28 protein-coding genes and 1 pseudogene are annotated in these 26,035 nt (G+C 68.6%); 10 read left to right on the top strand and 19 right to left on the bottom strand.

Annotated elements, in window-relative coordinates; genetic code table 11:
* Positions 1 to 2: 2 nt before the first annotated feature.
* From ltaE to trpE, 4 genes are all read right to left on the bottom strand, one after another.
* The gene (gene ltaE, locus I5803_RS14785; protein WP_196987104.1) at positions 3 to 1,049 is read right to left on the bottom strand and encodes a low-specificity L-threonine aldolase; all 1,047 of its coding nucleotides are present in this window, start codon (positions 1,047 to 1,049) and stop codon (positions 3 to 5) included.
* Positions 1,046 to 1,618: an aminodeoxychorismate/anthranilate synthase component II gene (locus I5803_RS14780; protein WP_196987103.1), complete on the bottom strand. Its 573-nt coding sequence runs from the start codon at positions 1,616 to 1,618 to the stop codon at positions 1,046 to 1,048. Before I5803_RS14780 ends, ltaE begins: the two co-directional genes overlap by 4 nt.
* Positions 1,619 to 1,715: 97 nt before the next feature.
* A complete protein-coding gene (locus tag I5803_RS14775) occupies positions 1,716 to 2,159 on the bottom strand; it encodes a GxxExxY protein (protein ID WP_196987102.1) in 444 nt (147 codons plus the stop codon).
* Positions 2,156 to 3,655, bottom strand: a complete 1,500-nt coding sequence (gene trpE, locus I5803_RS14770; RefSeq protein WP_196987101.1) for an anthranilate synthase component I — start codon at positions 3,653 to 3,655, stop codon at positions 2,156 to 2,158. The genes I5803_RS14775 and trpE overlap by 4 nt, the downstream gene beginning before the upstream one ends.
* A 317-nt stretch (positions 3,656 to 3,972) precedes the next feature.
* Between trpE and I5803_RS14765 the strand changes: the two genes are divergently transcribed.
* Positions 3,973 to 4,566 (top strand): chalcone isomerase family protein, encoded by a 594-nt coding sequence (locus I5803_RS14765; protein WP_196987100.1) that lies wholly within the window; start codon positions 3,973 to 3,975, stop codon positions 4,564 to 4,566.
* On the opposite strand, the gene I5803_RS14760 is transcribed toward I5803_RS14765, so the two are convergent.
* The 13 genes and pseudogenes from I5803_RS14760 to I5803_RS22260 all read right to left on the bottom strand — a co-directional run bounded on the left by I5803_RS14760 (position 4,535) and on the right by I5803_RS22260 (position 17,963).
* A complete protein-coding gene (locus I5803_RS14760; RefSeq protein ID WP_196987099.1) occupies positions 4,535 to 5,236 on the bottom strand; it encodes a phosphoglycolate phosphatase in 702 nt (233 codons plus the stop codon). The two genes, I5803_RS14765 and I5803_RS14760, sit on opposite strands and share 32 nt — an antisense overlap.
* A 67-nt stretch (positions 5,237 to 5,303) precedes the next feature.
* On the bottom strand, positions 5,304 to 5,615 hold the full coding sequence (locus I5803_RS14755) for a BON domain-containing protein (protein ID WP_196987098.1): 312 nt from the start codon (positions 5,613 to 5,615) through the stop codon (positions 5,304 to 5,306).
* Between the two features lie 169 nt (positions 5,616 to 5,784).
* The gene (locus I5803_RS14750) at positions 5,785 to 6,936 is read right to left on the bottom strand and encodes an OmpA family protein (RefSeq protein WP_196987097.1); all 1,152 of its coding nucleotides are present in this window, start codon (positions 6,934 to 6,936) and stop codon (positions 5,785 to 5,787) included.
* A gap of 31 nt (positions 6,937 to 6,967) precedes the next feature.
* Entirely contained in the window at positions 6,968 to 8,956 is a 1,989-nt protein-coding gene (locus tag I5803_RS14745; RefSeq protein ID WP_196987096.1) for an ice-binding family protein, read from the bottom strand.
* A 125-nt stretch (positions 8,957 to 9,081) separates the two neighbouring features.
* A complete protein-coding gene (locus tag I5803_RS22090) occupies positions 9,082 to 9,852 on the bottom strand; it encodes a sensor histidine kinase (RefSeq protein WP_354001666.1) in 771 nt (256 codons plus the stop codon).
* 361 nt (positions 9,853 to 10,213) lie between these two features.
* Positions 10,214 to 10,414: a hypothetical protein gene (locus tag I5803_RS22265; protein WP_354001705.1), complete on the bottom strand. Its 201-nt coding sequence runs from the start codon at positions 10,412 to 10,414 to the stop codon at positions 10,214 to 10,216.
* 157 nt (positions 10,415 to 10,571) lie between these two features.
* Positions 10,572 to 11,696, bottom strand: a pseudogene (locus I5803_RS14735) (RAD55 family ATPase); the annotation flags it as partial.
* A complete protein-coding gene (locus I5803_RS14730; RefSeq protein WP_196987094.1) occupies positions 11,693 to 12,154 on the bottom strand; it encodes a hypothetical protein in 462 nt (153 codons plus the stop codon). The gene I5803_RS14730 and the pseudogene I5803_RS14735, both read right to left, overlap by 4 nt.
* Entirely contained in the window at positions 12,154 to 12,990 is an 837-nt protein-coding gene (locus I5803_RS14725) for a response regulator (RefSeq protein WP_196987093.1), read from the bottom strand. Before I5803_RS14725 ends, I5803_RS14730 begins: the two co-directional genes overlap by 1 nt.
* Positions 12,987 to 14,696 (bottom strand): PAS domain-containing hybrid sensor histidine kinase/response regulator, encoded by a 1,710-nt coding sequence (locus I5803_RS14720; protein ID WP_231402426.1) that lies wholly within the window; start codon positions 14,694 to 14,696, stop codon positions 12,987 to 12,989. The genes I5803_RS14725 and I5803_RS14720 overlap by 4 nt, the downstream gene beginning before the upstream one ends.
* Before the next feature lie 96 nt (positions 14,697 to 14,792).
* Entirely contained in the window at positions 14,793 to 15,524 is a 732-nt protein-coding gene (locus tag I5803_RS14715) for a Crp/Fnr family transcriptional regulator (RefSeq protein ID WP_196987091.1), read from the bottom strand.
* Between the two features lie 60 nt (positions 15,525 to 15,584).
* A complete protein-coding gene (locus I5803_RS14710; RefSeq protein ID WP_196987090.1) occupies positions 15,585 to 17,759 on the bottom strand; it encodes a catalase in 2,175 nt (724 codons plus the stop codon).
* A gap of 78 nt (positions 17,760 to 17,837) precedes the next feature.
* On the bottom strand, positions 17,838 to 17,963 hold the full coding sequence (locus I5803_RS22260) for a hypothetical protein (protein WP_255553441.1): 126 nt from the start codon (positions 17,961 to 17,963) through the stop codon (positions 17,838 to 17,840).
* 249 nt (positions 17,964 to 18,212) lie between these two features.
* On the opposite strand from I5803_RS22260, the gene I5803_RS14705 reads away from it, so the two are divergent.
* Positions 18,213 to 18,455 (top strand): hypothetical protein, encoded by a 243-nt coding sequence (locus I5803_RS14705; RefSeq protein WP_196987089.1) that lies wholly within the window; start codon positions 18,213 to 18,215, stop codon positions 18,453 to 18,455.
* Here the strand turns inward: I5803_RS14705 and rpe are convergent.
* On the bottom strand, positions 18,445 to 19,128 hold the full coding sequence (gene rpe / locus I5803_RS14700) for a ribulose-phosphate 3-epimerase (protein WP_196987088.1): 684 nt from the start codon (positions 19,126 to 19,128) through the stop codon (positions 18,445 to 18,447). The two genes, I5803_RS14705 and rpe, sit on opposite strands and share 11 nt — an antisense overlap.
* Before the next feature lie 61 nt (positions 19,129 to 19,189).
* Between rpe and apaG the strand changes: the two genes are divergently transcribed.
* The 5 genes from apaG (at position 19,190) to I5803_RS14675 (ending at position 23,634) form a co-directional block, all read left to right on the top strand.
* Positions 19,190 to 19,570, top strand: coding sequence for a Co2+/Mg2+ efflux facilitator ApaG/CorD (apaG, locus tag I5803_RS14695; RefSeq protein ID WP_196987087.1), 381 nt, complete (start codon positions 19,190 to 19,192; stop codon positions 19,568 to 19,570).
* 3 nt (positions 19,571 to 19,573) lie between these two features.
* Positions 19,574 to 20,830, top strand: a complete 1,257-nt coding sequence (locus I5803_RS14690; RefSeq protein WP_196987086.1) for a cation:proton antiporter — start codon at positions 19,574 to 19,576, stop codon at positions 20,828 to 20,830.
* A gap of 4 nt (positions 20,831 to 20,834) precedes the next feature.
* On the top strand, positions 20,835 to 22,001 hold the full coding sequence (locus tag I5803_RS14685; protein WP_196987085.1) for a YbdK family carboxylate-amine ligase: 1,167 nt from the start codon (positions 20,835 to 20,837) through the stop codon (positions 21,999 to 22,001).
* Positions 22,002 to 22,149: 148 nt separating this feature from the next.
* Entirely contained in the window at positions 22,150 to 23,109 is a 960-nt protein-coding gene (thiL, locus tag I5803_RS14680) for a thiamine-phosphate kinase (protein ID WP_196987084.1), read from the top strand.
* Positions 23,110 to 23,151: 42 nt separating this feature from the next.
* Entirely contained in the window at positions 23,152 to 23,634 is a 483-nt protein-coding gene (locus I5803_RS14675) for a thermonuclease family protein (RefSeq protein ID WP_196987083.1), read from the top strand.
* Between the two features lie 90 nt (positions 23,635 to 23,724).
* Here I5803_RS14675 and I5803_RS14670 read toward each other — a convergent pair whose 3' ends face one another.
* Complete coding sequence (locus tag I5803_RS14670; protein WP_196987082.1) at positions 23,725 to 23,922, bottom strand: hypothetical protein; 198 nt, start codon at positions 23,920 to 23,922, stop codon at positions 23,725 to 23,727.
* 129 nt (positions 23,923 to 24,051) lie between these two features.
* Between I5803_RS14670 and I5803_RS14665 the strand changes: the two genes are divergently transcribed.
* The 3 genes from I5803_RS14665 to I5803_RS14655 are packed head-to-tail and all read left to right on the top strand — an operon-like array spanning position 24,052 to position 25,993.
* Positions 24,052 to 24,987 (top strand): LysR family transcriptional regulator, encoded by a 936-nt coding sequence (locus tag I5803_RS14665; RefSeq protein WP_196987081.1) that lies wholly within the window; start codon positions 24,052 to 24,054, stop codon positions 24,985 to 24,987.
* Positions 24,984 to 25,514, top strand: coding sequence for a phosphatidylglycerophosphatase A family protein (locus I5803_RS14660; RefSeq protein ID WP_196987080.1), 531 nt, complete (start codon positions 24,984 to 24,986; stop codon positions 25,512 to 25,514). Before I5803_RS14665 ends, I5803_RS14660 begins: the two co-directional genes overlap by 4 nt.
* Positions 25,499 to 25,993, top strand: a complete 495-nt coding sequence (locus I5803_RS14655) for a CinA family protein (protein WP_196987079.1) — start codon at positions 25,499 to 25,501, stop codon at positions 25,991 to 25,993. The genes I5803_RS14660 and I5803_RS14655 overlap by 16 nt, the downstream gene beginning before the upstream one ends.
* Positions 25,994 to 26,035: the final 42 nt, after the last annotated feature.

The following is a 26,035-nucleotide window of genomic DNA, read 5'->3' as shown; positions in this document are numbered from 1 at the left end:
GGTCACGCCCTGAAGAAACCGCGGATCGCCGCGATCGCGCGGTCCACGCCGTCGGCATCGACATCCAGGTGCGTCACGAAGCGAAGCCGGTACAGGCCCGTCGCGAGCACGCCGTGCTGGGCCAGGTGCTTGAGCAGCGCGTCGGCGTGATCGCGTGCCGAGCCGGTAAGGTCGACGAACAGGATGTTGCTTTGAGGCGCCTCCACCACGAGACCGTCGATCCCGGCCAGGCCCTCGGCCAGTTGCCGGGCGAGCGCGTGGTCCTGCGCGAGCCGTTCGACATGATGGTCCAGCGCATACGTGGCGGCCGCCGCGAGGAACCCCGCCTGCCGCATCGCGCCGCCCGCCATCTTGCGCACCCGGCGCGCACGGCCGATGAATTCGCGCGACCCGCACAGCGCCGAGCCAGCGGGCGCGCCCAGGCCCTTGCTGAAGCACACCGACACGCTGTCGAAACACTGCGCGATGCGCCGGGCTTCGGCGAGCGCGTCCCCGCCCACCTTCGCCGCCTGGGCAACCGCCGCATTGAAGAGACGGGCGCCGTCGAGGTGCCGCCCCAGCCCTTTGGTTTTCGCGAGCGCGGTCGCCTGTTCCACATACGCCATCGGCAGCAGCTTGCCGCCCAGCGTGTTCTCCAGGGCGAGCATGCGGCTGCGCGCGAAGTGCGGATCGTCAGGCTTGATCGCGGCCTCGATGTCGGCGAGCGCCAGCGTACCGTCCGGCTGGTGGTCGAGCGGCTGTGGCTGCACGCTGCCGAAAACGGCGCCGCCGCCGCCCTCCCAGCGGTAGCAGTGCTGCATCTGGCCCACGATGTATTCGTCTCCCCGCTGGCAGTGCGAAAGGATCGCGCAGAGGTTGCTCTGCGTCCCGGTCGGCACGAAGAGGGCTGCCTCGAAGCCCAGCATCGCCGCGATCTTGTCCTGCAGCGCGTTGACGCTCGGGTCGTCGCCGAACACATCATCGCCCAGCCGCGCGGCGGCCATGGCCTCGCGCATGCCGGGAGTCGGCTGGGTGACGGTATCGCTGCGCAGGTCGACCGGCTTGTTCATGCCCGTTGCTCCATGAAGTTCTTCAGCATGGCATGGCCGTGCTCTGTGAGGATCGATTCGGGGTGGAACTGCACGCCTTCGATCGCGAGTTCCCTGTGGCGCACACCCATGATCTCGCCGTCGTCGGTGGTGGCCGTGACGGCCAGCACGTCGGGACGGCTTTCCTGTTCGATCGCCAGCGAGTGATAGCGGTTCACGGTAAAGGACTCGGGCAATCCGCGAAAGACACCTTCCTGCGTCGTCTTGATGACGCTGGTCTTGCCGTGCATCAGCTGGCGAGCGCGGACGATCTTCCCGCCGAACGCCGCGCCGATGGATTGATGTCCGAGGCACACGCCCAGGATGGGCAGCTTGCCGGCGAAGTGGCGGATGGCTTCCACGGAGATTCCCGCTTCGGCAGGAGAGCACGGACCGGGCGAGACAACGAGCCGATCAGGCTTTCGCTGCGCGATGCCTTCGATGGCGATCTCGTCGTTGCGGAACACCTCCACCTGGGCACCGAGCTCGCCGAAATATTGCACGAGGTTGTAGGTGAAGCTGTCGTAGTTGTCGATCATGAGGAGCTTCATTTCGCCCTCCTCGAGTGAGCATGTCGCGCCAATGCAATCTTGAACGCAGAGGACGCAGAAGTTCCGTTGAGGACGCAGAGAAGGCCGGGAAGGTGGTTCATAGCTTGTTCGCCAATCTGTGGACGCCCTTGACCAACGGGAACACGTGGAAGTTGATGAGCAGGCCCAGTTTCAGGTTGGCCATGCGCAGATAGGAGAGCAACTGCGCCCTGTGCAATTCCGTCACCATGTCTACTGCCTTGATCTCGACGATCACGGAGTTTTCGACGATGAAGTCCGCGCGAAACGCGACTCCCAATGGCCGGTTTTTGTAGAAGCCGGGAATGGCGACCTCTTGCGCGAAGCCGATTTCGCGCTCCGCGAGTTCCATGGCAAATGCTGCCGAATACGCACTCTCCAGCAAGCCGGTACCCAAGGCTTTCTGGACCTCCAGGGCAGCCCCGATGATTTCGTGCGAAAAATCATTTTCGACCGGGCTGTTCCTCTGCGCCCTCTGCGGAACCTCTGCGTCCTCTGCGTTCAAAAATTCAGGCGAGCTCATTCCAGCCCCTCCTCGACCAGCTCCGAAGCACGCAGCAAGGCACGCGCCTTCGCCTCCGTCTCCTTCCACTCCATCTCGGGCACCGAATCCGCGACCACGCCCGCGGCCGCCTGCACATACAGCATCTGGTCCTTGATGATCCCCGTGCGGATCGCGATCGCGACGTCCATGTCGCCGGCATAGCTCAGGTATCCGCACGCACCGCCATACAGGCCTCGCTTCGTCGGCTCCAGCTGGTCGATCAACTCCATCGCGTGCACCTTCGGCGCGCCGGTCAGGGTGCCTGCAGGGAAGGTCGCCTTCAACACATCGATGCTGGTCATCCCGTCGTTCAGGATGCCCTCGACGTTGCTCACGATGTGCATCACGTGGCTGTAGCGCTCCACCGCGAAAGCTTCCGTCACCTTCACCGTGCCCGTCTTCGCGATGCGGCCGATGTCGTTGCGCGCGAGGTCGATCAGCATCACATGTTCCGCGCGCTCCTTCGGGTCGGCGATGAGTTCCTGCTCGACCGCCTTGTCGATCTCCACCGTCGCGCCGCGCGGCCGCGTGCCGGCGAGCGGACGGATCGTCACCTTCTGGCCCTCGGGCGTCTGCTCCTGGCGCACCAGGATCTCCGGCGACGCGCCCACCACGTGGAAGTCCCCGAAGTGGTAGTAGTACATGTAGGGGCTCGGGTTGAGAGAACGCAGCGCGCGATAGAGCGACAGCGGCGACTCCGTGTAGCGCTTCTTGATGCGCTGGCCCACCTGCACCTGCATGAAGTCGCCCGCGGCGATCAGCTCCTTCGCACGTTCGACCGCCTTCAGGTAGTCGGCCTTCGCGAAGTCGCGCTCGGCGGGGTACGCCTCCGTCTGCCGGATCACCGGCGCGCTCACCGAATACTTCAGCTGGTCGCGCAGCTCACGCAGGCGCTTCTTGCCGTTGGCGTAAGCCTCGCCCTGCCCCGGGTCCGCGTAGACGATCAGGTAGAGCTTGCCCGACAGGTTGTCGATGACGGCGAGTTCTTCGCACTGCAGCAGCAGGATGTCCGGGCAGTGCAGCGTGTCGGGCGGGCAGCTCTTTTCCAGCTTCTTCTCGATGTGCCGCACCGTGTCGTAGCCGAAGTAGCCCGCGAGGCCGCCGCAAAAGCGCGGCAGGCCGGGCCGCAGCGCGACCTTGAATCGCTTCTGGTAAGCCTCGATGAAGTCCAGCGGGTTGCCGCTGTGCGTCTCCACGACGACGCCGTTCGTCACGACCTCCGTCTTCGCCTCCGCGCCGAAGCCGGTGCAGCGCAAGAGCGTGCGCGCCGGCAGGCCGATGAAGCTGTAGCGCCCGAAGCGCTCGCCGCCGACGACGGATTCGAGCAGGAAGCTGTATTTGCCGCCGTCGCGCGCATGCGCGAGCTTGAGGTACAGCGAGAGCGGCGTCTCCAGGTCCGCGAATGCCTCGGCGATGAGGGGGATGCGGTTGTAGCCCTGGGTGCCAAGGCTTTTGAATTCAAGTTCGGTGATCAAGGGGTGAGCCTCCACAAGCTCCGCGGCGACGTGCCGCTATCGATTCGGGTTTGCCTCGAGGGACTCGAGACGCGGGGGCACGGGCTGCCCCGTGCAATCAGGAACGCACGCGAAGAGGCCGGCGCCAGGGCCAGGCTCCCTGGCCGTCGAGGCCTGCAGGGGTGGTGCGGTGGATGGACATGCGCAAAGTGTAGCAAACCCTCCGGGCCACGGGACCCCGAGGCGACACTCCGCGCGAAAACCCTGTAGCGGCGACTTCGCGGCGACCTCGACAATCACCGAATCGAACGGTCGTACTATTTCGAGGAGAGACAGCGATGAAGTGGTTGAAGCAAGGCATCACGATGTGGGTGATGCTGGCGGCGGCGGCATCCGCCTGCGCGGAGGTGACGGTATCAGGCGTGAAATACGAGGACGCCACCGACGTGAAGGGCGCGAAGGTGCAGCTCAACGGCGCGGGCGTGCGCTACAAGGCCATCTTCAAGGTGTACGCCATGGGCCTGTACCTGCCGAAGAAGGCCGCCACGACCGAGGAAGTGCTGGCGATGCCCGGCGCCAAGCGCATCGACATCACGATGCTGCGCGACATCGACTCGGGCGAGCTCGGCAAGCTGTTCTCGCGCGGCATGGAGGACAACATGGACAAGAAGGAATTCTCCAAGCTGGTCCCGGGCGTGATGCGCATGAGCCAGCTCTTCTCGGAGTGCAAGCTGCTCAAGTCCGGCGAGAGCTTCAAGATCGACTGGGTGCCGGGCACCGGCATGCTGATCCACATCAACAGCACCAAGTGCTTCAAGGACCTCGAGCCCTTCAAGGAGCAGGAGTTCTTCAATGCGCTGGTGCGCATCTGGCTCGGCCCGAGCCCGGCCGACTGGAAGCTCAAGGACGCGCTGCTGGGCCGCCCGGCCTGAGCGACTGCGCGGCTTCGAACAGCGAATCCGCGAAACCGTCCGCATCCACATTGCGCACCGGCTCGCCGTGGTTGTACCCGTAGGTCATGAGGATGACCGGGCACCCCGCGGCGCGCGCGGCCTGCGCGTCGTTGCTGGAGTCGCCGATCATCAGTGTGTGCGAAGGCGGCGTCCCCAGCGCCTCGCACGTCTTCACGAGCGGCATCGGGTCGGGCTTCTTGCGCTCGAAGGCGTCGCCGCCGAACACGCACTGGAAGAATTCGCTCAAGCCCTTGCGCTCCAGCAGGGGAAGCGCGAAATTGGTCGGCTTGTTCGTGAGACACGCCAGGCGCAGGCCTGACTCCCGCAGCTCGCGCAGTCCTTCGATCGCGCCCGGATAGACGCTCGCGAATTCACCGTTGATGGCGAGGTAGTGCCGCTGGTAGGACGACCACGCGGCATCGAAAGCCGTGGGCGGCGCGCCCACGTGCGCGAGGACGGATTGGATCAGGTGCTCCGAGCCCTTGCCGACCATCGCTTCGATCGCCGCAGGCTCGATAGGGGGCAATGAGAGATCGCCCAGCATCCGGTTGAGGGACACGGCGAAGTCGCCGAGCGTGTCGACCAGAGTGCCGTCGAGATCGATGATGACGGCCTGGAGCCGTGAAAGAGGTGGGGACAAAAAAAACATGGGCGCAACCGCGAAGTTGCGCCCATTCTGCCGGATCGGGCTGCAGCGGAAGACCCGCTGCCGCAGATCACTTCATCTTCATGTCGTTGGACACGGAGGTCACGCCCTTGACGCCCTGCGCCACTTGCACGGCGCGGTCGATGCTCTGGCGGCCGCTCACGAAGCCGCTCAGCTGGACGCGCCCCTTGAAGGTCTCCACGTTGATCTCGGCCGACTTGAGCATCGGGTCGTTGAAGATCGCGGCCTTCACCGAGGTGGTGATCGCGGTGTCGTCGATGTACTGGCCGGTGCTTTCATGGCGTTGCGTGGATGCGCAGCCGGCCAGGGTCGTCAGGGCAACGGCGGCGACGAGCACGGAGGTGCGGGTGAAATTGATCATGGTGAATATCTCCAGGTAGCTTTTTGAACAGCCCGGCAAGAACTCACCAGGACGGATGACGAAGTCAACCCTTGCAGGATGCTCGTGCATAAGGACGCGGTCTGTGCGTTGCCGCACCCATGGCGGGGCGGTGGCGTAGGACGGCGCGCCCTCATGCGCGAGCGCAGGGTCAGCGCGAGCCGGTCACTTCCACGTCGACGCGGCGATCCGGCTGCAGGCACGCCACCACGGCAGGCGTCGGCTTGTTGCCCTTGCACGCGCCGGGCTGCGTCACGGGGTTGTCCCCATCGACGCCCTTCGCGCTGATCGAGCCGGCGGCGATGCCGGCCTTCACCAGGTAGTCGGCCACGGCCTCGGCACGTCGCTGCGACAACTTCATGTTGTAGGCATGCGAGCCGAAGCGGTCGGTGTGGCCCGTCACCGCGATCGCGTCGTAACGCACGCCGCGCAAATCGGCTGCGAGCTTGTCGAGCGCAGCGCGTCCCTCGGGTTTCACCACCGACTTGTCGAAGTCGAACAGCGAATCCGCGGACAGCGACACGCGCATCGGCGCCGCGGGTGCGGGCGGCGGTGCGGGCGGTGGCGGTGGCGGCGGCATCGGCGCCGCTGCGGGAGGCGGTGCCGCCGCGACGACGACTGGCGCTTCCGCCATGCGCGGCGGTGGCGGTCGCACGCCGAAGCGGTAGACCAGGCCGACGGACAGGAGATCCGCATGGCCCGTGTTGCCCACGGCGTCCTTCAGGCGGTAGCGCTCGCCTTCGAGCCGCACCGACAGCGCGTCCGTGACGGCATAGGAGAGGCCCGCGCCGAGCTTGAGGTTGGCGCTGCGCTGACTGGGGTTCGCATTGGCGTAAGGCACGCGGGCCGCGCCCGTCGCGCTGAAGCCGTCGCTGCTGCGAAGCGAGGCGACGCCGACGCGGCCGAGGGCCGACAGCCTGCCGAACAGGGGCAGTGTCCCGACCAGGTCGAGGTTCATGCCGCGCACGCGGATGTCGCCGTTCAGGCTGCCCGCGGGCGTCGTTTGCGCCGTGTAGCCGAAGCGGCCGAGGTCGACCAGCCCCGCTTCCACGCCGATATAGGGCGAGAACTGGTAGCCGCCGAAAAGTTTGTAGCCGTTGGAGCGGTCGCGATCGTCGATGGACGTGGTGCCGAGGCCCTGCCCCGCGAGGCCGCCGCGGATGCGCGTGTCGTCGATGGTCGCGGCGGAGCGCCCGGCGCTGCCGCCGGCGTACCAGCCGCTGTCCAGGGGCTGCGCCGAGGCGCCGCCGCAAACCGCGAGGAGCGCCAGGCCCAGCACGCGTGAAGTGGGATTCAGTGTCATGGTTGCTTTCGGGTGCTGTGTAGGTGCGCGCTCATGGCGCCGGCACGTTGATGACGGTGTTGACCATCGTGACCGAGGCGCCCAGCGACAGCACGCGGCCGTTGATGCGCACGATCGCGGCATTGCCCGGCGTGGAAATCGCCGCGCCGGATTGCGCGATGACGGTGCCCACCATCGTCCCGCCGCCCGCGGCGTTGATCGTCGCGGCGCTGCCGACCTGCCAGAACACGTTCTTGGCCTGCGCGCCGTTGGTGAGGATGACGCTCGACGGGAACGCCGCGCCGGGGCCGCCCACGGTGAGCGTCGTCGCCATCTGGAACACCCACACGGCGTTGGCGTTGCCCTGCGCATCGAGCGTCAGGTTGCCGCCCTCGATCTTGAAGCTGCCGGCGGCCGCGGTGTACACGCCCGGGGCGAGCGTCTTGTTGGCGAGGTTGCCCGCGCCCGGGTCCGGCCCGCCCGGCATCGCGGCGAGCGCGTTGTAGGCCTTCAAGGCGTCGGCACGCGCCTGGGTCGCGATGGAGAACGTGGTCGCCGTGCCTTCGTTCGGGCACCCGACGGTCGGCGGCGGCGCCGCCGTGTAGATCAGGCCGTTCACCGTGCCGACATTCAGGGGCGTCTCGGTGTAGGTGCAGCCCGGGCCGGCGTCATGGAAGCCGGTGACCGCGGTGGACACCGCGGTGGTGCCGATGTTGCCGTTGATGACGGTGTTGAGGCCCTGGCTGGTGACGCCGGCCGAGCCGCCGAAGGCGCCGAAGAGCGACGCCGAGCCCAGCGCGATGGTGGGCGGCACCGGGGGGATGACACAGCTCGCGACGGTGAAGGTCCAGCTCGAATCGGCCAGCATGGTGTTGGCCGGCACGGCGAGATCCGCGACGCCCGCGGCGCCGCCCTTGATCTTCGCGGTGTAGGTCGTGCCCACGGTCAGCGGCGCGAGCGGCGTGAAGGTCGCGATGCGTCCGGTGGCGTTGTCCAGCGCGACGGAAGAGGCCACCACGGGTGCGCCGCCGGTGACGGTGAAGACGCCCGAGTTGATGGTGCCCGGGTCGACCTGCAGGCCCGAGGGCACGCTGAAGGTCGCGTTGATGGTGGCGTCGGGGCACACGGAGGAGGCGCCGTTCGACGGATTCGTCGACTGCACCGTGACGTTGCCCGCGGGCGCGGGCGCCGCGGCCGTGGTGAACGACCACAGGTAGTTGCTCGCGGCGGGCAGGGCGGCCTGGTTGCCGGCGAGCGCGTTGCCCGCGAGGTCGGTGGCCGCCGTCGTGATGGTCACGTTGTACGTCGTGTTCGCGGCCAGCACGGCGGCGGGCAGGAAGACGGCGGTGCGGCTCGCCACCCCATACGAGACGGTGCCCGCGGGTGCGACGCAGGGCGCCGCGCAACCGACGGTGAAGCTCGCCGCGGAAATCGTGGCCGGCGCCATGTCTTCGGTGAACACGGCGGTGATCGCGGTGTTGGTCGCGACGCCCGTGGTCGGGCCCGGCGACGTCGTCGGCGGCACGGTCAGGGTCACGCGGGGCCGCGTCAGGTCGGGCGCGACGCCGGTGCTGAAGGTCCAGACGAAGGGACCGGCGATGGCCAGGCCGGTGGCCAGGCTCTTCGCGCCGGTGATCGTTCCGGTGTAGGTGGTCGCGGCGGCGAGGCTGCTTCCGGGAGCGAGGGTGAACGTGGCGATGCGGGCGGTGCCGTCCAGCGCGAACGTGCCTGCCGCGTTGGCGCAGGGCGCCGCGCAGGTGACGGTGAAGCCGCCGACGGGCAGGGGCGACATCGCCTCGCTGAAGGCCGCGGTGATCACCGTGTTGTTGGTGGCGACGCCCGTGGCGTTGTTCACCGGTGCGACGGCCGTGACGGTCGGCGGTGCCGGCGTTCCTGGCGGCACCACCGGCACGACGGGCGTGGGCGGGACCGACGTTCCGTCGAAACCGAGGATCGGGTCACGGCCCCCGCCGCCGCAGGCCACGAGAGCGCCGACCACTATTGCCGCGAGCCACGGCCGGATGCTCTGGAGTCTGTTCATTTTTGTCCCGCAAATTTGGGGGAGGCAGCGCGCGGGTTGCGCGCCCCATCCTCCGGACACGGTGCGCGCCCCGCGCTGGCTGATCTGTGCGCTGCCGCGCTTAGGCCCCGATGCGGCGCGTTGTCCTACGCCGGCTGCGGTGCGGCGGCGCCCGCGGCCGCGGTGATCGCGCCGAGCGGCAAGGTCACCGTGAACTCGCTGCCGAGGTCCTTGCCGCGGCTGGCCGCCACCACGGTGCCCTCGTGCGCGCGCACCAGTTCCCGCACGACGGCCAGGCCGATGCCCAGGCCTTCGTTCACCTCCGACGCATGCGCGTCGCGCACGAACATGTCGAAGACGTGCGGCAACGCCGCCGGCGTGATGCCGATGCCGTTGTCCGCGATGGTGACGACCACCGTGCGCGGCCCCGCGACCGCGCTCAGCGAGATCCGCCCGCCTTCGCGCGTGTACTTGGAGGAATTTTCCAGCAGGTTGCCGAACACCTGCACCAGGCGCACCGTGTCGGCCAGCACCGGCATGCGGCCGCCCTGCACTTCACGCGTGAAGCGGTGGTGCCGCAGGTCCATGCCGGGCAGGCAGGTCTCCACCGCGCGGTCCAGGATGTCGCCGAGGTCCACCAGCGTGCGTTCCAGCCGGAACTTGCCGGTGCTGATACGCGAGCCGTCCAGCAGGTCGCCGATGAGCCGCGTCATCTGGGCGACCTGGCCCTTGATGGTCGCCTGCAGCTTCGCATGCGCGGCTTCGTCCGCGCGGGCGCGATCCAGCATCTGCGCCGCCAGGCGCAAGGGCATCAGCGGGTTGCGCAGCTCGTGCGCGACGGTCGCCAGGAAGGACACCTGCCGGCGCTGCGCCTCCAGGGCCGTGGACTCAAGCTGCTGCGATTCGAGCGCCGCCACGACCAGGCGTTCGTTGGCCTCCCGCAGGTCGAGCAGTTCGCGCGCGTCCTCGAGGTACCGGGCCGGCGGCGTCCTGGTTGCCGATTCGGTGAGGCGGCCCAGCCGGTCCGTCGCGCTGTCCGCGATGGCTTCCGCCCGCATGGCGGCCAGCACGAGCTGTTCGTTCGCCTCGCGCAGCTGCGTGACCGGCGCGGCCGCGATCTCGCCTTCGACCTGCGCGAGGTCCTGGCGCAGCGCCGCGAGCTGCGCGCGCACGGCGTCGCCCTGTGCCTGGAGGCCCGCGAGCACCCGCTGCGCGTCGGCGACGTCCGTGACGGCCGGGTCGGCGCCCGGCGCGTGGGGAACGCCGCTGTCCACGAGGTCAGCCATCGCCGTGGCCGGTGAGTTCCGTGCGTACCGGGGCGCGCCGCGTCGGCCTGCCGCTCAGCAAGCCCTCGTAGCCTTCGAGCTTGCTCCCGATGCGGATGCCGCCGTCGTCGATCTCGAACTGGCGCAGCTCGCTGGAATGCGCGCTGCCGCGCACCTTGGCGACCGCCATGACGCGGCGCAGGCCACCCTCCACCTCGATGTAGCGCTGCACGATGATGGCGTCGGTGAGGAACGCCGTGCCGTACGGGCTGAAGCGCAGGTCGCCGTAGCGATCCTCCAGCTCCGACGTCGAGTACCGTGGCGCCGGTGCCCGCGAGCGCCGACACGAGGCGCGACAGCGATTCGCGGAAGTCCTCGCGGAACGTAGGGGCCAGCGCCAGCTCGAAGCCCGAGAGCGAATCGATGACGACGCGCTTGGCGCCCAGGCGGCAGATCTCGGCGATGAGCAGCGTGGCGATCTCGTCGACCGACAGGCCCGGCGCCCGCGCGTCCACCACCCCCACGCGGCCTGCCGCGATCAGTTCCGCCAGTTCATGCCCGCGCGAGCGGTCGGGACGCTGCTCGAACGCCGCGATGACGCCCGTTTGCCCGTCGCGCGCACCCTGCACCAGGAATGCGGAGGCCATGATGCTCTTGCCCGCACCCGTGGGGCCGGCGACCAGCAGCGAGTAGCCGCGCGGCAGGCCGCCGCCCATCATCTCGTCCAGGCCATCGACGCCCATGCGCAGCCGCTCCTGGACTGCCGGCGCGGGCGGACCCAGGTCCTGCGCCACCGCCAGTTGCGGCGGCGGGAACACGCGGATGCCGTCCTCGCCGATGCGGAAGGTGTGCAGCCCCGCGAGCGTCCCCTGCCCGCGCATCTTCATGATCTCCATCTTGCGTACGATGGAGTTGCGCTGCACGCTCTGGCGCAGCCAGATGAGGCCGTCGGCCACGGTGAACACGGGGTTGGGCTCGGTGTCGGTGAAGTATTCGCCGATGAGGAACGTCGTCGCCTGCCAGTTCGTCATGAGGATGCCGAGCTGCTGCACGAACTCCTGCAGCGTGATGAACGACTCGCCGCTGCCCGCGAGCACGACCGAGCGGAACGAGTCCACGAACACCAGCCGGGGCCCGTAGGCTTCCACTTCGGCGACGATGCGCGCAAGCACCTTCGACAGGTCGCCGGATGCCGTTTCCTCGGACAGGCTGATGAAGTGCACGCAGTCGTTGACACGGGCCGGGTCGAAAAAGCCGAATTGCTGCTGGTAGCGCAGCATCTTCAGCGGCGGCTCGCCGAGCACGGTGAAATAGAGGGCGGGGCAGCGCGGCGAGGCCAGCGCGAACATGATCTGGTGCGCGAGCGTCGTCTTGCCGCAGCCGGGCGAGCCGGCGATGACGTTGAAGGAGAACTCGGGCAGACCGCCGCCGAGCACCTCGTCCAGGCCCGGGACGCCGGTGGCGAGCCGGGTGATGGTGGCCTTGTGCGTGTTCATGGCGAAGCGTCCTGCACGGCCGGGCCGGCGGAGGGGGAAGAGGAAGTGGCGGGGAGGAGTCGGTCGGTCAATGAAAGTCCAATGAGGTTGGCCAGCAGGCCGCGCAATGCGCGCAGCATCTCGTCGTGGGCGCCGGCGGCGATGAGGCTCTCCTGGCGCGACAGCGCGGCGTGGAAGCTCGCGAAGTCGCCGGGCCCGGAGTTGCCGAGGTAGGCCGCATCCAGCCAGGGCCGGTCGGCGCGCGCCAGGTGCAGCACCCGGCGAAAGAGGGATGCCGCACCGCGCTGCCCGATGAGCGGCGACAGCGCGCCGTGCACGTAGTTCCATTCGCGCACCGCGGCGTCCGCGACCTGGCCCGGGCGCGCGCCGTCGGCCGCCAGCCGCAGCAGCGGGGGCGTCGGCGCGCGGGCCGGGGCCGCGGCGGCCGGTCGCGCGAGGTGGGGAGAAGGCTCTGCCATCAGCACGTCCCTTCGGTGTCGCGCGAGATCTCGACGCCGATGCCCCGGTAGCCCAGGAACTGGCAAGCGCGCCCGAACATGGGTTCGCCGCTCACCCGGAAGCGTTGGCGCGAGCCGTCCGGATTGACGCGGCTGAAGATGAAGTCCAGGAAGGGCTGCCGCGCCTCGATCGCGCTCTGCAGGGCGCTGCGCTCGGTCTCGTCCCAACCCGAGGCGGCGGTCGAATCGGCCGGCTCGCCCGCCCCGTCGACGCGGATCCCCAGCATCTCGAGCACGGGCCCCGAGACCTTGGTGAACACCCCGTCCTCGTCCTGTTCCCAGTACCAGTCGGACGCGAGCTCGGTGAGGCTCCGGTAGCGGGCCTCGCTCTCGCGCAGTTCGGCGGTGCGCTCGCGCACCATCGCGTCCAGCACGGCGTTGTGGTCCTGCATGCGGCGATAGAGGAGGCGCACCTCCAGCATGTTGCGGATGCGCGTGAGCACCTCCAGCAGGTCGAAGGGCTTGCTCACGAAGTCCCGCGCGCCCGCCTGCAGCGCCCGCAGCTTGTGGCCGGGCTGGGCGGTGATGACCAGCACCGGCAGCCACGCGTCGCGCTCGTTGGTCTTGAGCGCCTCGATCACCTGGAAGCCGTCCATCGCCGGCATGTGCAGGTCCAGCAGGATGAGGTCGTAGTCGTGCCTGCGGTGCAACGCGGACACCGCGAGCGGATCGAGGGTCGAGCTTACGTTCGTGTAGCCCGCCTGGGAAAGCATCTCCTCGAGCAGGCTCACGTTCGCCTGCTGGTCGTCGACGATGAGGATGCGGGCGCCCAGCATGGCGGTGTCTGCGTGGATCATGGCGCTGCCGCTCCCAGGGTGCGAGGGGTCGTCTGCGCCAGGTGCAAGGCGACGTCCAGCGCATCCATGAACTGGCCGACCATGATGGGCTTGGTGATGTAGTTGAAGAAGCCCGCCTCGATGGCGCGCTCGACGTCGCGCGGAACTGCATTCGCGCTGAGCGCGATGATCGGGATGTGCGCCGTCGTCGCGTCGGCGCGCAGGACTTTCATGGCCTCGAGCCCGCTCATGCCGGGCAGGTTGATGTCCATGAGGATGACTTCGGGCAGGCAGGCGCGTGCGTACTCGATACCCAGCTTGGCGTCGGACGCGCTCAGCATGTGCAGGTCGTTGCGGCGGGCGATGAGCTGGCCCACCAGCTCCAGGTTGGCGGGGTTGTCCTCCACGTACAGCACGGTGCGCAGGGGCGTGCCCTCGGGCACGCTCGGCCGCGCCGCCGCCGCGTGTCCCTCGGGCGCGTGGGTGAAACAGGGGGCCGCCGAAGTCCGGAATTCCACCCAGAACACGCTGCCGACGCCCAGCGTGCTGTCCACGCCGATGGTGCCGCCCATCAGGTTGACCAGGCGCTTGGTCACGACCAGGCCGATGCCGGTGCCCTCCTCCGCGCCCGATTCCTTGCCGAGGCGGTTGAAGGGCTGGAACAGCTGGCCGACCTGCTCCGGCGAGAGGCCCACGCCGCTGTCGCGCACGCTGACGCGATGCCAGCCGATCGCGGTCACCGCCGCCTCCACCACGACCGTGCCCCGGGGGCGGTTGTACTTGATGGCGTTGAACAGGAGGTTGATCAGCACCTGCTTCACGCGCGTGCGATCGGCATTGATGAAGCACGGGACGTCGAAACGCGGAAAGCTCATGCCGATGCTGCGCGAACGCGCCTGCGGCTCCACCATGGCGCGGCATTCGGTCATGACTTCGGCGAGCGACACCGGCTCGTTCGACAGCGTGAGCTTGCCCGACTCGATGAGCGCGAGGTCCAGCACTTCGTTGATCAGCTCCAGCAGGTACCACCCGGCCTTGAGAATCTGGTCGATGTTGCGCTGCTGGGCCGCGGTGGGCGCCGGCGCGCCCGTCTCGAGCAGCTGCGCGAAGCCGAGGATCGCGTTGAGCGGCGTGCGCAGCTCGTGGCTCATGCTGGAGAGAAAGTCCGACTTCGCGCGGTTGGCCGTCTCCGCCGCGGCCATGGCCTCCTTCAGTTCCGACTCCGCGCGCTTGCGCGCGGAGTTGTCGGTGCCGATCAGGAGGAACCCGATCAGGCTCCCCCGCGCGTCGCGCAGCGCGGTCACGGAGACGATCGCCGGGAAGCGGCTGCCGTCCTTGCACACGTAGGTGAGCTCGTAGCTGTCCTCGATGTCGCGCGAGGCCTTGAACGCGAGCGCCTCGAAGCCCGGGGCGATGGGCGTGCCGAGTTCCAGCGTCAGCGTTTCGGCGCGCAGCGCAACTTCCTGCGCGTCATGGAAGTCGCTCGGGCTCAGCAGGTCGATGACGTCCTGCGCGCGATAGCCGAGCATCCGCTCCGCGCCGACGTTGAACACCTGGATGACTCCCTTCTCGTCGGTGGCGATGAGCGAGAAGGTGGCGCTGGTGAGGATGGCATCCTGCAGCGCGCCCTCCTTGAGCAGGGCCTGCGCGCTGCGCGTGACCGAGAAGGGCCCCACGCGCAGGGCGTCGCCGGCCCGGCGCGCGAGGCGTGTGGAAGGGATGGGCATGTGTGGCATCGGGACGTGGGAAGTAGCAACCCACCCTAAGCCCGGCACCCCCTGGTGTATGTACGCCAGGGAACATAGCGCCCGGTATATCTCGTGTCAGGCGGTCGGGTCGATGCGGGGAATGTCGGACATGAGCCGCTGGTACTCCGTCCTGACCACCCCGTAGCACTCGCACACCGCCTTTTCCAGGCCGGCGCGATCGAGCACGTCGATGTGGCCGCGGCTGTATCGGATCAGGCCCAGGCGCTGCAGGTGGCCCGCCGCCTCGGTGACGCCCTCGCGCCGCACGCCCAGCAGGCTGGCGATCAGCTCCTGCGTCATGGTCAGCGAGTTGCCGGACATGCGGTCCAGGCTCACCAGCAGCGCGCGGCACAGCTGCTGTTCGACCGAATGGTGGCGGTTGCACACGGCCGTCTGCGTCATCTGCGTGATGAGCGACTGCGTGTAGCGCAGGAGGATATGCATCACGGGGCCCGCGCGGTTGAACTCCTGCTGCAGCAGGCTGGCCTTCAGGCGGTAGGCGTGGCCGGCGCTGCGCACCACGGCGCGGCTGGGCGTGGTCTGGCCGCCCATGAACAGGGAAATGCCCACGATGCCCTCGTTGCCCACGACGCCGATTTCCGCCGAGGAGCCGTCCTCCAGCACATAGAGAAGGGAGACGATGCAGGTCGTGGGGAAATACACGTGCTGCATGACGCCCCCGGACTCGCTCAGCACTTGACCGAGCACCATCGGCACCAGCTCCAGCCCGGGAGACAGGCGCTCGTATTCAGCGGTCGGAAACGCTGCGAGCAGGTGGTTTTGCCTCGTGGCATGGACAACGGACATCGCGGTCTCGGGAATGGGGCAGCCCCATTGTGCGCCTTGCGCGTCCGCTGGCTCTCGCGTTCAGGCTGGAACCGCGTCCACGTTCGGGCGGGTCCAGTGGCGGTGCTTCGCGATCGCCGCGGTGAAGTCCTGCACCAGCTGGGGCCGGCTCGGTGGGTCGTTCCTGCCGATCACCACGCCGGGCACGGCCGCCGACCCGTCCGCGACGGCGCCCAGCGTGCGAAGCAGCTCGGCGCCTTCGCCGATGACGCAGATCGCCTTGCAATGCTTGTAGGCCTCCAGCACGAAATGCACCGCGTCGCCGTTGGCCGCCAGCGCCTGCGCGTGCGACGCGCCGCCCGGTACCAGCACCGCGTCGAACATGACCGAGGGCATGTTCGCGAAAGTGTGGTCCACGGCCAGCTGCTGGCCCGACGAAGTGGCGACGTTCCCCAGGCGCGACGAGATGATCTTCGCGCTGGCGCCGGCGTCGTTCAGCGCCGAAATGATCGCGCGCATCGCGCCGACTTCCACGCCGTCCGCCACCAGCACCGCGACCTTGCGCGTCGCGATCACCGGTCCGTTGCCGTTCGGGTTGACCGGCGTCTCCATGCTGAGCGGCGCCGACGCTTCGATCGGCAGTTTCACGCGCACGTCGCGAAAGCCGGAGCGGCCGGCCGCAGCCTTGGCATCGGGCAGGCCGATGCCCAGCGGCTCGGCGACCTTGCGCGCGAGCTTCGCATCGACATGCGCCAGGTTGTCGACGACACGCTGGCGAATCGCCGGCACCTCCACTTTCGACAATTCGAACTGGAACGCGGCGACGATATGGTCCTTCTCCGACGGGCTCTGGCTGTTCCAGAACAGCGTGGCTTGGCTGAAATGGTCGTCGAAGCTCGGGCTGCGGCGACGGATCTTGGGCGACTCCATCTCCTCCGGATGGCTCTGGAACCCCTGCTGCCCGCCGTCGACGCGGAACTCGGAGCCGGTCGCGAGCGAGTTGGGCTCGTACGACACCTGGCCCCGGGGGATCGTCATGCGGTGCATGCCGTCGCGCTGGAAATTGTGGAAGGGGCACACGCCCCGGTTGATCGGCAGCTCGTGGAAGTTCGGGCCGCCCAGGCGCGAGAGCTGCGTATCCGTATAGGAGAAGAGACGGCCCTGCAGCAGCGGGTCGTTGCTGAAATCGATGCCCGGCACCACGTGGCCGGGATGGAAGGCGACCTGCTCGGTCTCCGCGAAGAAATTCTCCGGGTTGCGGTTGAGCACGAGGCGGCCCACGATCGTCACGGGCACCATCTCCTCGGGAATGAGCTTGGTCGCATCGAGCAGGTCGAAGCCGAAGCTTTGCGCCTTGTCCTCGGGAATGATCTGCACGCCGAGCTCCCACTCCGGGAAGTTGCCCTGCGCGATCGACTCCCACAGGTCGCGCCGGTGGAAGTCCGCGTCCTTGCCCGCGATCTTCTGCGCCTCGTCCCAGGCGAGGCCGTGCTTGCCCAGCTTGGGTTTCCAGTGGAACTTGACGAAGTGCGAGGCGCCGCGCGCGTTGATGAAGCGGAAGGTGTGGACGCCGAAGCCTTCCATCATCCGGTAGCTGCGCGGGATCGCGCGGTCGGACATCGCCCACATCAGCATGTGCGTCGTCTCGGGCATGAGCGAGGCGAAGTCCCAGAAGGTGTCGTGCGCGCTCGCCGCCTGCGGCATCTCGTGGTGCGGCTCGGGCTTGACGGCGTGGATCAGGTCGGGAAACTTCATCGCGTCCTGGATGAAGAACACCGGGATGTTGTTGCCCACGAGGTCGTAGTTGCCCTCGCGCGTATAGAACTTGACCGCGAAGCCGCGCACGTCGCGCACCGTGTCGGCCGAGCCGCGCGAGCCGGCCACAGTGGAAAAGCGCACGAAGACCGGCGTGCGCAGGCCCGGCTCCTGCAGGAAGTCCGCGCGCGTGTATTCGGAGAGGGACTTGGTGAGCTCGAAGTACCCGTGGGCGCCCGCCCCGCGCGCATGCACCACGCGCTCCGGGATGCGCTCATGGTCGAAGTGGGTGATCTTCTCGCGCAGGATGAAGTCTTCCAGCAGCGACGGGCCGCGGATGCCGGCCTTCAGCGAATTGTGGTTGTCCGGGACCACGAGGCCCTGGTTGGTCGTGAGGACGCCCTCGGCGGGCTGGGTGTACGACTCCAGCTGCTTCTGCTTGGCGGCGGCGCCTTCAGAGGCCTTCGCCTTGCGTTGGGCCTCCTGCTTGGACTGCGGCATTCAATGCTCCCGTGGGGATATGGTTGTTGTTGGCATGGGTTGCCGGCGGCACAGGCGCGCGCGGGCGGGGGCAGGCTTTCAGTAGCCGGCGTCGAGGTCCAGCGCAGCTTCGAGCAGCCGGGCGACGGACGCGAGCGCGAAGGCGCCTGCGGCGCCCGCAGCGCACCACACCAGCCATTCAGGCAATACGGCGAACATGTCCATGGCTTGACGCTCCTGCTTAAAAAATGATTCCCGCATGGGAGTCCCAGAGCTTAGGCAAGCTCATGTGCAACACCCCGTAGTTGGCGGGCGGGCGAGTTTGTAGTCGGCGGCTGGATTACGCGGTAGGACATGTCCCACGGCGGGCGGCGCGCCGGCGAGCCCGTTTCCTACCTCGTGCGCATGGCGGGTCCTACCGGCCCGCGCGACCGGGCGCGCGACGATCGAGCCTCCACCAGAAAGGCCTCCTCCATGCAAAACAGAATGCCCAGCCGCCGCCGCTCGCCGAAGATGCCCCACGAGCGCGACGAGTCGGCAGGTACGCAGGACGGCACGCAGGCGCGCGACGAGCCTTCGGCGGCGCGCGTGGGCGGCGCGGCGCACGAAGACATCGAGCGCGGCCAGGTGGACACCGACAAGGGGCCGGTGCTGGACCGCACCTACGACAAGGTGCGCGAGGGCACCCCCGACCCCGACAAGAAATTCAGCCCTTGAGGGCGGAACGCATCGCGTCGATCACGCCCTTGTAATCGGGCTTGCCGAAGATCGCGCTGCCGGCCACGAAGGTGTCCGCGCCCGCGGCCGCGACGCGCGCGATGTTGTCCGTCTTGATGCCGCCGTCCACTTCGAGGCGGATGTCCCTGCCGCTCGCGTCGATGCGCCTGCGCGCGTCCTCGATCTTGCGCAGCGCGGAATCGATGAAGCCCTGGCCGCCGAAACCCGGGTTCACGCTCATGATGAGGATGAGGTCGATCTCCTCGATCATCCAGTCCAGCACGTCCATCGGCATGGCCGGGTTGAAGACGAGGCCCGCCTTGCAGCCCGCCGCCTTGATCGCCTGCACGCTGCGATGCACGTGCGCCGATGCGTCGGGGTGGAAGCTGATGTAGTCGGCGCCGGCCTGCGCGAACGCCTGCGCCAGCGCATCGACGGGCTGCACCATCAGGTGCACGTCGATCGGCACCGGCTGGCCGGCGGCGGTGACGGCGTGCGGCCTCAGCGCCGAGCAGATCATCGGCCCGAAGGTCAGGTTGGGCACGTAATGGTTGTCCATCACGTCGAAATGGATCCAGTCGGCGCCGCCGGCGATCACGGCCTTGACTTCGTCGCCCAGGCGGGCGAAGTCGGCGGAGAGGAGGGACGGCGCGATGCGGAAGGTCTTGCTCATCCCTGGATTCTCGCAAAACGCGGCACGCGCGTGCGCGCGGGGAAGCGTTAGCATTGCGCGCATGTCCAAGTACCAGATGCGCGTCGACGTCGAGCCGCAATACCTGCCCGAGCAATCGTCTCCGCTGCAGGGGCTCTACAGCTTCTCCTACACGATCACCATCACCAACACCGGCGAGGTGCCCGCGCAGGTCATCTCGCGCCACTGGCTCATCTCCAACGCGATGGGCGAGCAGGAACAGGTGAAGGGCCTGGGCGTGGTCGGCCGCCAGCCGCTCCTCAAGCCGGGCGAGGCGTTCCAGTACACGAGCGGCTGCCGCCTGCGCACCGCGACGGGATCGATGCAGGGGAGCTACTTCTGCGTCGCCGAGGACGGCGAGCGCTTCGAGGTGGAAATCCCCGCGTTCGCACTCGACGACGGCGGCACGCGCGTGCTGCACTGATCCATGAACGAGATCATGGCCATCTGGGCGGACTGGCTCAAGCCGTCCGCCGGCCTGCCGACGGTGCAGTGGTCCATCCTCATGGCCGTCGCGGCGGCGGCGGGGCACCTGCTGCAAAGGCACACGGGGTTGCCCAAGGTCGTCGGCTACTCGGCTGTCGGCGCTCTGGCGGGCCTCGCCGGGTTTACCGGCGGTGCATGGCCGCTTCAGGGCATCGGCCTCTTCCTGCTGGAACTCGGCGTCTCCGTCGTGCTGTTCGAGGCCGGCGGGCGCATCGCCCTGCGCTGGTTCCGCCACAACCCGATGGTGCTGCTGCAAAGCCTGCTCGAGTCCACGCTCACCGCGCTGGCGGTGTATGGCGCGCTGCGATGGATGGACGTCTCGCCGCGCGTCGCCGAGGCCATCGGGCTCATCGCGGTCGCCGCGTCGCCGGCGGTGCTCAGCCGCGTCATCATGGACATGCGCGCTTCCGGGCCGGTCACCGAGCGGGCGCTCGCGCTCTCGACGCTGAGCTGCCTGTATGCGCTCACGCTCGTCAGCGCACGCGCCGGGCTGCTGCACCGCCCGGTCACCACCTTGTGGGAAACGCTGTACCCGGTGGCGGTCGTGCTGGGATTGTCGTTCGTCGTCGGCGCGGTGCTGGCCCTCTCCCTGCGCATGGCGCTGCGCGTGATGAGCCCGACCAGCGAGAACACCTCCATGATGCTCATCGCGCTGATCGCGGCCGCCACCGCGCTCGCCGCGCACTTCGGCGGATCCGCGCCGCTGGCCGCGCTGCTGGGCGGCATGCTGCTCAAGCAGCTCAATCCCCGCCCGTGGGCCTGGCCCCGCCAGCTCGGCACCGCGGCGTCCCTGCTCACCATGCTCACCTTCGTGATGGTGTCCGTCGTCGCCGCGAAGGCGGACTGGAGCCACGCGGTCGCGGGCCTGGTGGCGGCGGTCGTGCTCGCGCGAGGCGCAGCCAAGATCGCCGGCGTGGTCGCGGCCAACTGGGGCAGCGGCACCACCTGGCGGCAGGCGGTCTGGACGGGCAGCGCGATGTCGCCCATGTCCTCGGTCGCGCTGCTCCTGGTGCAGCAGTTCATGACGTCCTCGCTCACGCTCGGACCACGCATCGCCGCCATCGCGCTGCCGGCCATCCTGCTCATGGAAGTGCTCGGCGCCATCATCTGCACGGTCGCGATCCATCGCGCGCGCGAAAGCTCGCGCACCGACATCGGCGACGCATGGTCGCCGGCCGTGGGAGACATGCGTGGATAGGGACGTGGAATCGGACGCCCCGCGCGCAGCCGCGGCACCGCCGGCGGAAGTCGCGCTCGAGCCATTCCAGCAATCGGCCGCGCTGTCGCTGGGCGTGGAGCTGGAACTTCAGCTCGTCAACACGCACGACTACGACCTCGCACCGTATTCGGAGGAAATGCTGCGCCTGATGTCGCGCTACGAGCTCCCCGGTGCGGTCGTGCCGGAGATGACCTCCAGCATGATCGAGATTTCCACCGGCGTCTGCACCTCGGCGGACCAGGTGCTGGCCGAACTCTCGCTGATCCGCGACGCGCTGGTGAAGTCGGCGGACCGGCTGAACATCGCGATCGTCGGCGGCGGCACGCACCCCTTCCAGCAGTGGCACGAACGCCGCATCTACGACAAGCCCCGCTTTCGGGAGCTGTCGGAGCTCTACGGCTACCTCTCCAAGCAGTTCACCATCTTCGGCCAGCACGTGCACGTGGGCTGCCCCGACCCGGACGCGGCGCTCCTGATGCTGCACCGCATGTCGCGCTACATCCCGCACTTCATCGCGCTGTCGGCGTCCTCGCCCTTCGTGCAGGGGCAGGACACGCAGTTCGATTCGGCGCGGCTCAATTCCGTTTTCGCATTCCCCATGTCCGGCCGCGCGCCCTTCACCCTGAGCTGGACGGAGTTCGGCCACTGGTTCGCCAGGACGACCCGCACGGGCGTCGTGCGCAGCATGAAGGACTTCTACTGGGACATCCGGCCCAAGCCCGAGTACGGCACGATCGAGATCCGCGTCTTCGACACGCCGCTCACGGTCTCGCGCGCCGCGGCGCTCGCAGGCTTCGTGCAGTCGCTTGCGTCCTGGTTCCTCAACGAGCAGCCCTTCATGCCGCAGGAAGACGATTACATGGTCTATACCTACAACCGCTTCCAGGCCTGCCGCTTCGGGCTGGAGGCGGTGTATGTCGACCCGGTCACCGGCCTGCACATGCCGCTGCGCGAGCACATCATGATGACCCTGCGGCAGATCGGCGACCATGCGCGCCAGCTCGGCGCGAGCTACGGCGTGCAACTTCTGGCGGAAGACGCCGAGGCCGGCACCAACGACGCACGCTGGCTGCGCGAAAAGCACCAGCGCGAGCGCCTGCTCGCGGAGGTGGTGCGGCAGGGCGCGGGCAAGTTCAGGGGCCCGGTTTAAGACCGGACGCAGAATTCGCAGAGATTGCGCAGAAAGAAGACAAGAAAAATCCAAATGCATTGAGGTTTTTTCTGGATTTCCTTCTGCGTCATCTCTGCGAATTCTGCGTCCGGCCAAGTTCGGTTTTCAGGGTAGGCGACAATTCCCCATGGGCGAATTCGACCTCATAGACCGGTTCTTCAAGCGGCCGGTGACGCGCAACGTCCTGGGCATCGGGGACGATTGCGCGCTGCTCGCGCCGGCGCCCGGCATGCAGTTGGCCGTGTCCAGCGACATGCTCGTGGAGGGCCGCCACTTCCTCTCCACTGTCGATCCGGAAAAGCTCGGGCACAAGGCGCTCGCGGTGAACCTGAGCGACCTCGCGGCCTGCGGCGCGAAGCCGCTCGCCTTCACGCTCGCGCTGTCGATGCAGCACGCCGATCCCCAGTGGCTCGAGCCCTTCTCGCGCGGCCTGCTCGCGCTCGCCGATGCGCACGCCTGCGAGCTGGTGGGCGGCGACACGACGCGCGGCCCCTTGAACATCTGCATCACCGTCTTCGGCGAAGTCCCGCAGGGCCAGGCCATCCTGCGCTCGGGCGCGAAGGCGGGCGACGACATCTACGTGAGCGGCAACGTCGGCGATGCGCGCGTCGCGCTGGAAGTGTTTCGCGGCACGCTGTCCCTCGGCGAAGCGGCGTTCCACGTGGCCCGGGCCCGGATGGAAACGCCGACGCCGCGCGTCGAACTCGGCCAATCCCTGCGCGGCATCGCAAGCGCCGCCATCGACGTGAGCGACGGCCTGCTCGGCGACCTGCGGCATGTGCTGCGTGCGTCGGGCGTCGGGGCCACGATCGAGACCGCGAGTTGCGCGGGGTTGATGTCCGCCGCGTCACGCACCGCGCTGGATGCGCAGCGCCAGCTCGATTACGTGCTGGCGGGTGGCGACGACTACGAACTCGTCTTCACCGCGCCCGCCTCGCGCCGCGACGCGGTGATGCGGGCCTCGCGCGACACGGGCACACCGGTCACGCGCATCGGCCGCATCGAATCCGGCGCCGGACTGCAACTGCTGGACGCGCAGGGCCAGCCCTTCGATCGCGGCTACACCTCCTTCGATCATTTCGCCTGAGTCCGTGTCCGCGCGCCCGCGTCGTGGCGCGTTGGCAGGTGGATGTTCGCCCGCGCACTCCTCACCGCCCTCGCCCTTTTCGGCCTGATATCCGGCGCCCAGGCGCGTTCTCTCACCGGCGTCGTGACGCACGTGACCGACGGCGACACGATCTGGGTGCGGCCCGTCGGCGCGGATTCGGCCGTGGCGGTGCGGCTGCAAGGCCTGGACGCGCCGGAGATTTGCCAGGCCTTCGGCGTGCAGGCGCGCGACGCACTGGCCGCGCACGTGTTGCACCAGCGGGTGTCCGTCTCGGTCAAGGCCCGCGATGTCTACCACCGCACCGTCGGGCGCGTGGCCCTGCAGGGCGACGACCTCGGCGCGTGGCTGGTCGTGCGCGGCTATGCATGGTCGTCGCACTACCGGCGTCGCGCCGGCCCCTACGCGCAGCAGGAAGCCCAGGCGCGCGGGGCGCGTCGCGGCCTGTGGGCGTCACCCGCGACGGACCCGAAGGCGTTCCGCAAGCGCCACGGCTCCTGCCGCTAAGCCTTCAGGGGGCCACCGCCGCTCGCGCCGGCTGCTGGCAGCGCTCCGGGTTCTGCAGGGGAGCGACCTGGAGGTTCAGCGTGGGGCTGTTCAGGCTCCTTGCTGGTGGCGGATGCGGGTGTGGCGCGACACGCTGGCCGCAAGCCGGCGCGCAGCGCGCACAGGGTGCGCCACCTGCCGACCGGCCTCGTCCAGCCAGCTGTTGATCGTGTCGCGGCGCAGGCGCGCGGCTTCGCGTTTCGCGCTGTCGACCAGCCGGTCGAAATCCGCAGGAAGGAAGCTGCTCATGATGGAAGTCCTTGTGGGTTGCAGGTGCCTTCACTGTAGGAACGCCAGCCGTGCGGGGAAACGGGGCCGCGCGCAAAGGGGTGTTGCGCTTCCTGCAAAGCCAGGGGCCGCCGGGCTACCATCGGGGCCATGCGCAACCTGCAGTTCGACGACATGCACCTGTTCGCGCGGGTGGCCGACCTGGGCACCCTGTCCGCGGCGGCGCGCGAACGCGACGTGCCCGTGAGCCAGATCTCGCGCAGCCTCTCGCGCATCGAGAAGGCGTGCGGCGCACGGCTGATCCACCGCTCCACGCACGGGCTGTCGCTCACGGCCGAAGGCCAGACCTTCCGCGACTATTGCGACCGCATGACGGCCGCGCTGGACGAGCTCGAAGGCGAATTCGCCGGGAAGGCGCGCGAGGTGAGCGGCACGGTGCGCGTCGCCGCGAGCACCGTGGTCGCGCAGTACCAGCTCGTGCCGAGCCTCGCGGGGCTCGGCGAGCTGCATCCGCGCCTGCGCATCGAACTCGAGGTCGGAGACCGCCTGACCGACATGGCACGCGAGGGCATCGACATCGCGATCCGCACCGTGACGCACCTGCCCGACACTGTCATCGCACGGCAGATCGGCACCCTGGGCCGCGCGCTGTATGCCGCCCCGGCGTATGCGAAGGCGCACGGCCTGCCTTCGCACCCGGACGAATTGCGCGACCACCGCCTCATCACCAACAGCCAGGTCACCATGCTCAACCAGTGGCCCTTCCTCGTCGACGGCAAGGCGACCGTGTTCGACGCGCAAGGGCACTGGCGCGCGAACGACACCAACATGGCGGCGTCGATGGTGCTGGAGGGCCTGGGCATCGGGCGGCTGGCGACGCTGGTCGGCGAGACGCTCGTGCGCCGGACGCTGCTCGTGCGCGTGTTGCCATCCTTCGTCGATTTCGGTCCGGTCCCGGTCTATGCGGTGGTCGCGCCGGGCCGCCACCGCCTCCCCAAGATCAAGGCATGCGTCGACTACTGGGCGCAATGGTTCGCGCAAGCCGACCACGCCGAGGCCGTCCCGGCCAGGGCGAAGCGCTCATGAACGACTCGCACGTGGACACGGCGCCGTCCGAACCGCCACGCCCCGGCTGGCGCTTTCTCGTCGCGCACCCGGCGCACCTCGTCGCGCTCGGCTTCGGCTCGGGCCTCTCACCCGTCGCCCCGGGCACCGCCGGCACGCTGTGGGCCTGGGCGGCGTACCTGGCCTTGCAGTACTGGCTGTCGCCGCTGGAGATCGGGTTCGTCATTGCGGCGTCCTTCGCCGTCGGCTGGTGGGCCTGCACCGTCACCGCCTCGCACATGCGCGTGCTGGACCCCGGCAACATCGTGTGGGACGAAGTCATCGCCTTCTGGATCGTGCTGTGGCTCGTGATGCCGGCGAGCTGGGGCGCGCAGGCCGCGGCCTTCGTGCTGTTTCGCGTGTTCGACGCCTTCAAGCCCGGGCCGGTCGGCTGGGCGGACAATCTGTTCCACGGCTTCGGCTGGAAGGGTGGCTTCGGCATCATCTTCGACGACCTGGTGGCGGCGTTCTGCACGCTGCTGGTCATCGCCGCATGGAGGTTCTGGTGAACGACATTTCACGGTTGGCGGCATTGCTGCAGGACAAGGGCTGGATGCTCGCGACGGCCGAGAGCTGCACGGGCGGCCTCATCGCCGCCGCGTGCACGGAGCTCGCGGGTTCGAGCAACTGGTTCGAACGCGGCTTCATCACTTATTCGAACGAAGCCAAGACGGAAATGCTCGGCGTCGATGCCGCGCTGATCGCCTCCCACGGCGCCGTGAGCGAAGTCGTCGCGCGCGCCATGGCCTTCGGCGCGGTACGGCAATCGCGCGCCCGCGTGGGCGTCGCCGTCACCGGGATCGCCGGGCCCACCGGCGGCACCGACGACAAGCCGGTGGGCACCGTCTGGTTCGGCTTCATGGTCGACGGTGTCCTCACGAGCGAGACGCGCCGCTTCGACGGCGACCGCGCCGGCGTGCGCGCCGCCACCGTGCAGCACGCCCTCGCCGGGCTGCTGTCGCGCCTGCCCGCCCCGCTCGCGGCCTGAAACGCTTGCACAGGGTGCTGGCTATCGCCCGCGCCGGGGTGT

This window comes from Caenimonas aquaedulcis, assembly GCF_015831345.1.
Lineage (GTDB): Bacteria > Pseudomonadota > Gammaproteobacteria > Burkholderiales > Burkholderiaceae_C > Ramlibacter > Ramlibacter aquaedulcis.
This window is presented reverse-complemented; position numbering and strand designations above follow the sequence as displayed.

Excerpts from the sequence above, each read along its gene's own strand:
- ltaE (WP_196987104.1), bottom strand. The coding sequence starts at position 1,049 with ATGAACAAGCCGGTCGACCTGCGCAGCGATACCGTCACCCAGCCGACT.
- I5803_RS14780 (WP_196987103.1), bottom strand. The coding sequence starts at position 1,618 with ATGAAGCTCCTCATGATCGACAACTACGACAGCTTCACCTACAACCTC.
- I5803_RS14775 (WP_196987102.1), bottom strand. The coding sequence starts at position 2,159 with ATGAGCTCGCCTGAATTTTTGAACGCAGAGGACGCAGAGGTTCCGCAG.
- I5803_RS14765 (WP_196987100.1), top strand. The coding sequence starts at position 3,973 with ATGAAGTGGTTGAAGCAAGGCATCACGATGTGGGTGATGCTGGCGGCG.
- I5803_RS14760 (WP_196987099.1), bottom strand. The coding sequence starts at position 5,236 with ATGTTTTTTTTGTCCCCACCTCTTTCACGGCTCCAGGCCGTCATCATC.
- I5803_RS14755 (WP_196987098.1), bottom strand. The coding sequence starts at position 5,615 with ATGATCAATTTCACCCGCACCTCCGTGCTCGTCGCCGCCGTTGCCCTG.
- I5803_RS14750 (WP_196987097.1), bottom strand. The coding sequence starts at position 6,936 with ATGACACTGAATCCCACTTCACGCGTGCTGGGCCTGGCGCTCCTCGCG.
- I5803_RS14745 (WP_196987096.1), bottom strand. The coding sequence starts at position 8,956 with ATGAACAGACTCCAGAGCATCCGGCCGTGGCTCGCGGCAATAGTGGTC.
- I5803_RS14730 (WP_196987094.1), bottom strand. The coding sequence starts at position 12,154 with ATGGCAGAGCCTTCTCCCCACCTCGCGCGACCGGCCGCCGCGGCCCCG.
- I5803_RS14725 (WP_196987093.1), bottom strand. The coding sequence starts at position 12,990 with ATGATCCACGCAGACACCGCCATGCTGGGCGCCCGCATCCTCATCGTC.
- I5803_RS14720 (WP_231402426.1), bottom strand. The coding sequence starts at position 14,696 with ATGCCCATCCCTTCCACACGCCTCGCGCGCCGGGCCGGCGACGCCCTG.
- I5803_RS14715 (WP_196987091.1), bottom strand. The coding sequence starts at position 15,524 with ATGTCCGTTGTCCATGCCACGAGGCAAAACCACCTGCTCGCAGCGTTT.
- I5803_RS14710 (WP_196987090.1), bottom strand. The coding sequence starts at position 17,759 with ATGCCGCAGTCCAAGCAGGAGGCCCAACGCAAGGCGAAGGCCTCTGAA.
- I5803_RS22260 (WP_255553441.1), bottom strand. The coding sequence starts at position 17,963 with ATGGACATGTTCGCCGTATTGCCTGAATGGCTGGTGTGGTGCGCTGCG.
- I5803_RS14705 (WP_196987089.1), top strand. The coding sequence starts at position 18,213 with ATGCAAAACAGAATGCCCAGCCGCCGCCGCTCGCCGAAGATGCCCCAC.
- rpe (WP_196987088.1), bottom strand. The coding sequence starts at position 19,128 with ATGAGCAAGACCTTCCGCATCGCGCCGTCCCTCCTCTCCGCCGACTTC.
- apaG (WP_196987087.1), top strand. The coding sequence starts at position 19,190 with ATGTCCAAGTACCAGATGCGCGTCGACGTCGAGCCGCAATACCTGCCC.
- I5803_RS14690 (WP_196987086.1), top strand. The coding sequence starts at position 19,574 with ATGAACGAGATCATGGCCATCTGGGCGGACTGGCTCAAGCCGTCCGCC.
- thiL (WP_196987084.1), top strand. The coding sequence starts at position 22,150 with ATGGGCGAATTCGACCTCATAGACCGGTTCTTCAAGCGGCCGGTGACG.
- I5803_RS14675 (WP_196987083.1), top strand. The coding sequence starts at position 23,152 with ATGTTCGCCCGCGCACTCCTCACCGCCCTCGCCCTTTTCGGCCTGATA.
- I5803_RS14670 (WP_196987082.1), bottom strand. The coding sequence starts at position 23,922 with ATGAGCAGCTTCCTTCCTGCGGATTTCGACCGGCTGGTCGACAGCGCG.
- I5803_RS14665 (WP_196987081.1), top strand. The coding sequence starts at position 24,052 with ATGCGCAACCTGCAGTTCGACGACATGCACCTGTTCGCGCGGGTGGCC.
- I5803_RS14660 (WP_196987080.1), top strand. The coding sequence starts at position 24,984 with ATGAACGACTCGCACGTGGACACGGCGCCGTCCGAACCGCCACGCCCC.
- I5803_RS14655 (WP_196987079.1), top strand. The coding sequence starts at position 25,499 with ATGGAGGTTCTGGTGAACGACATTTCACGGTTGGCGGCATTGCTGCAG.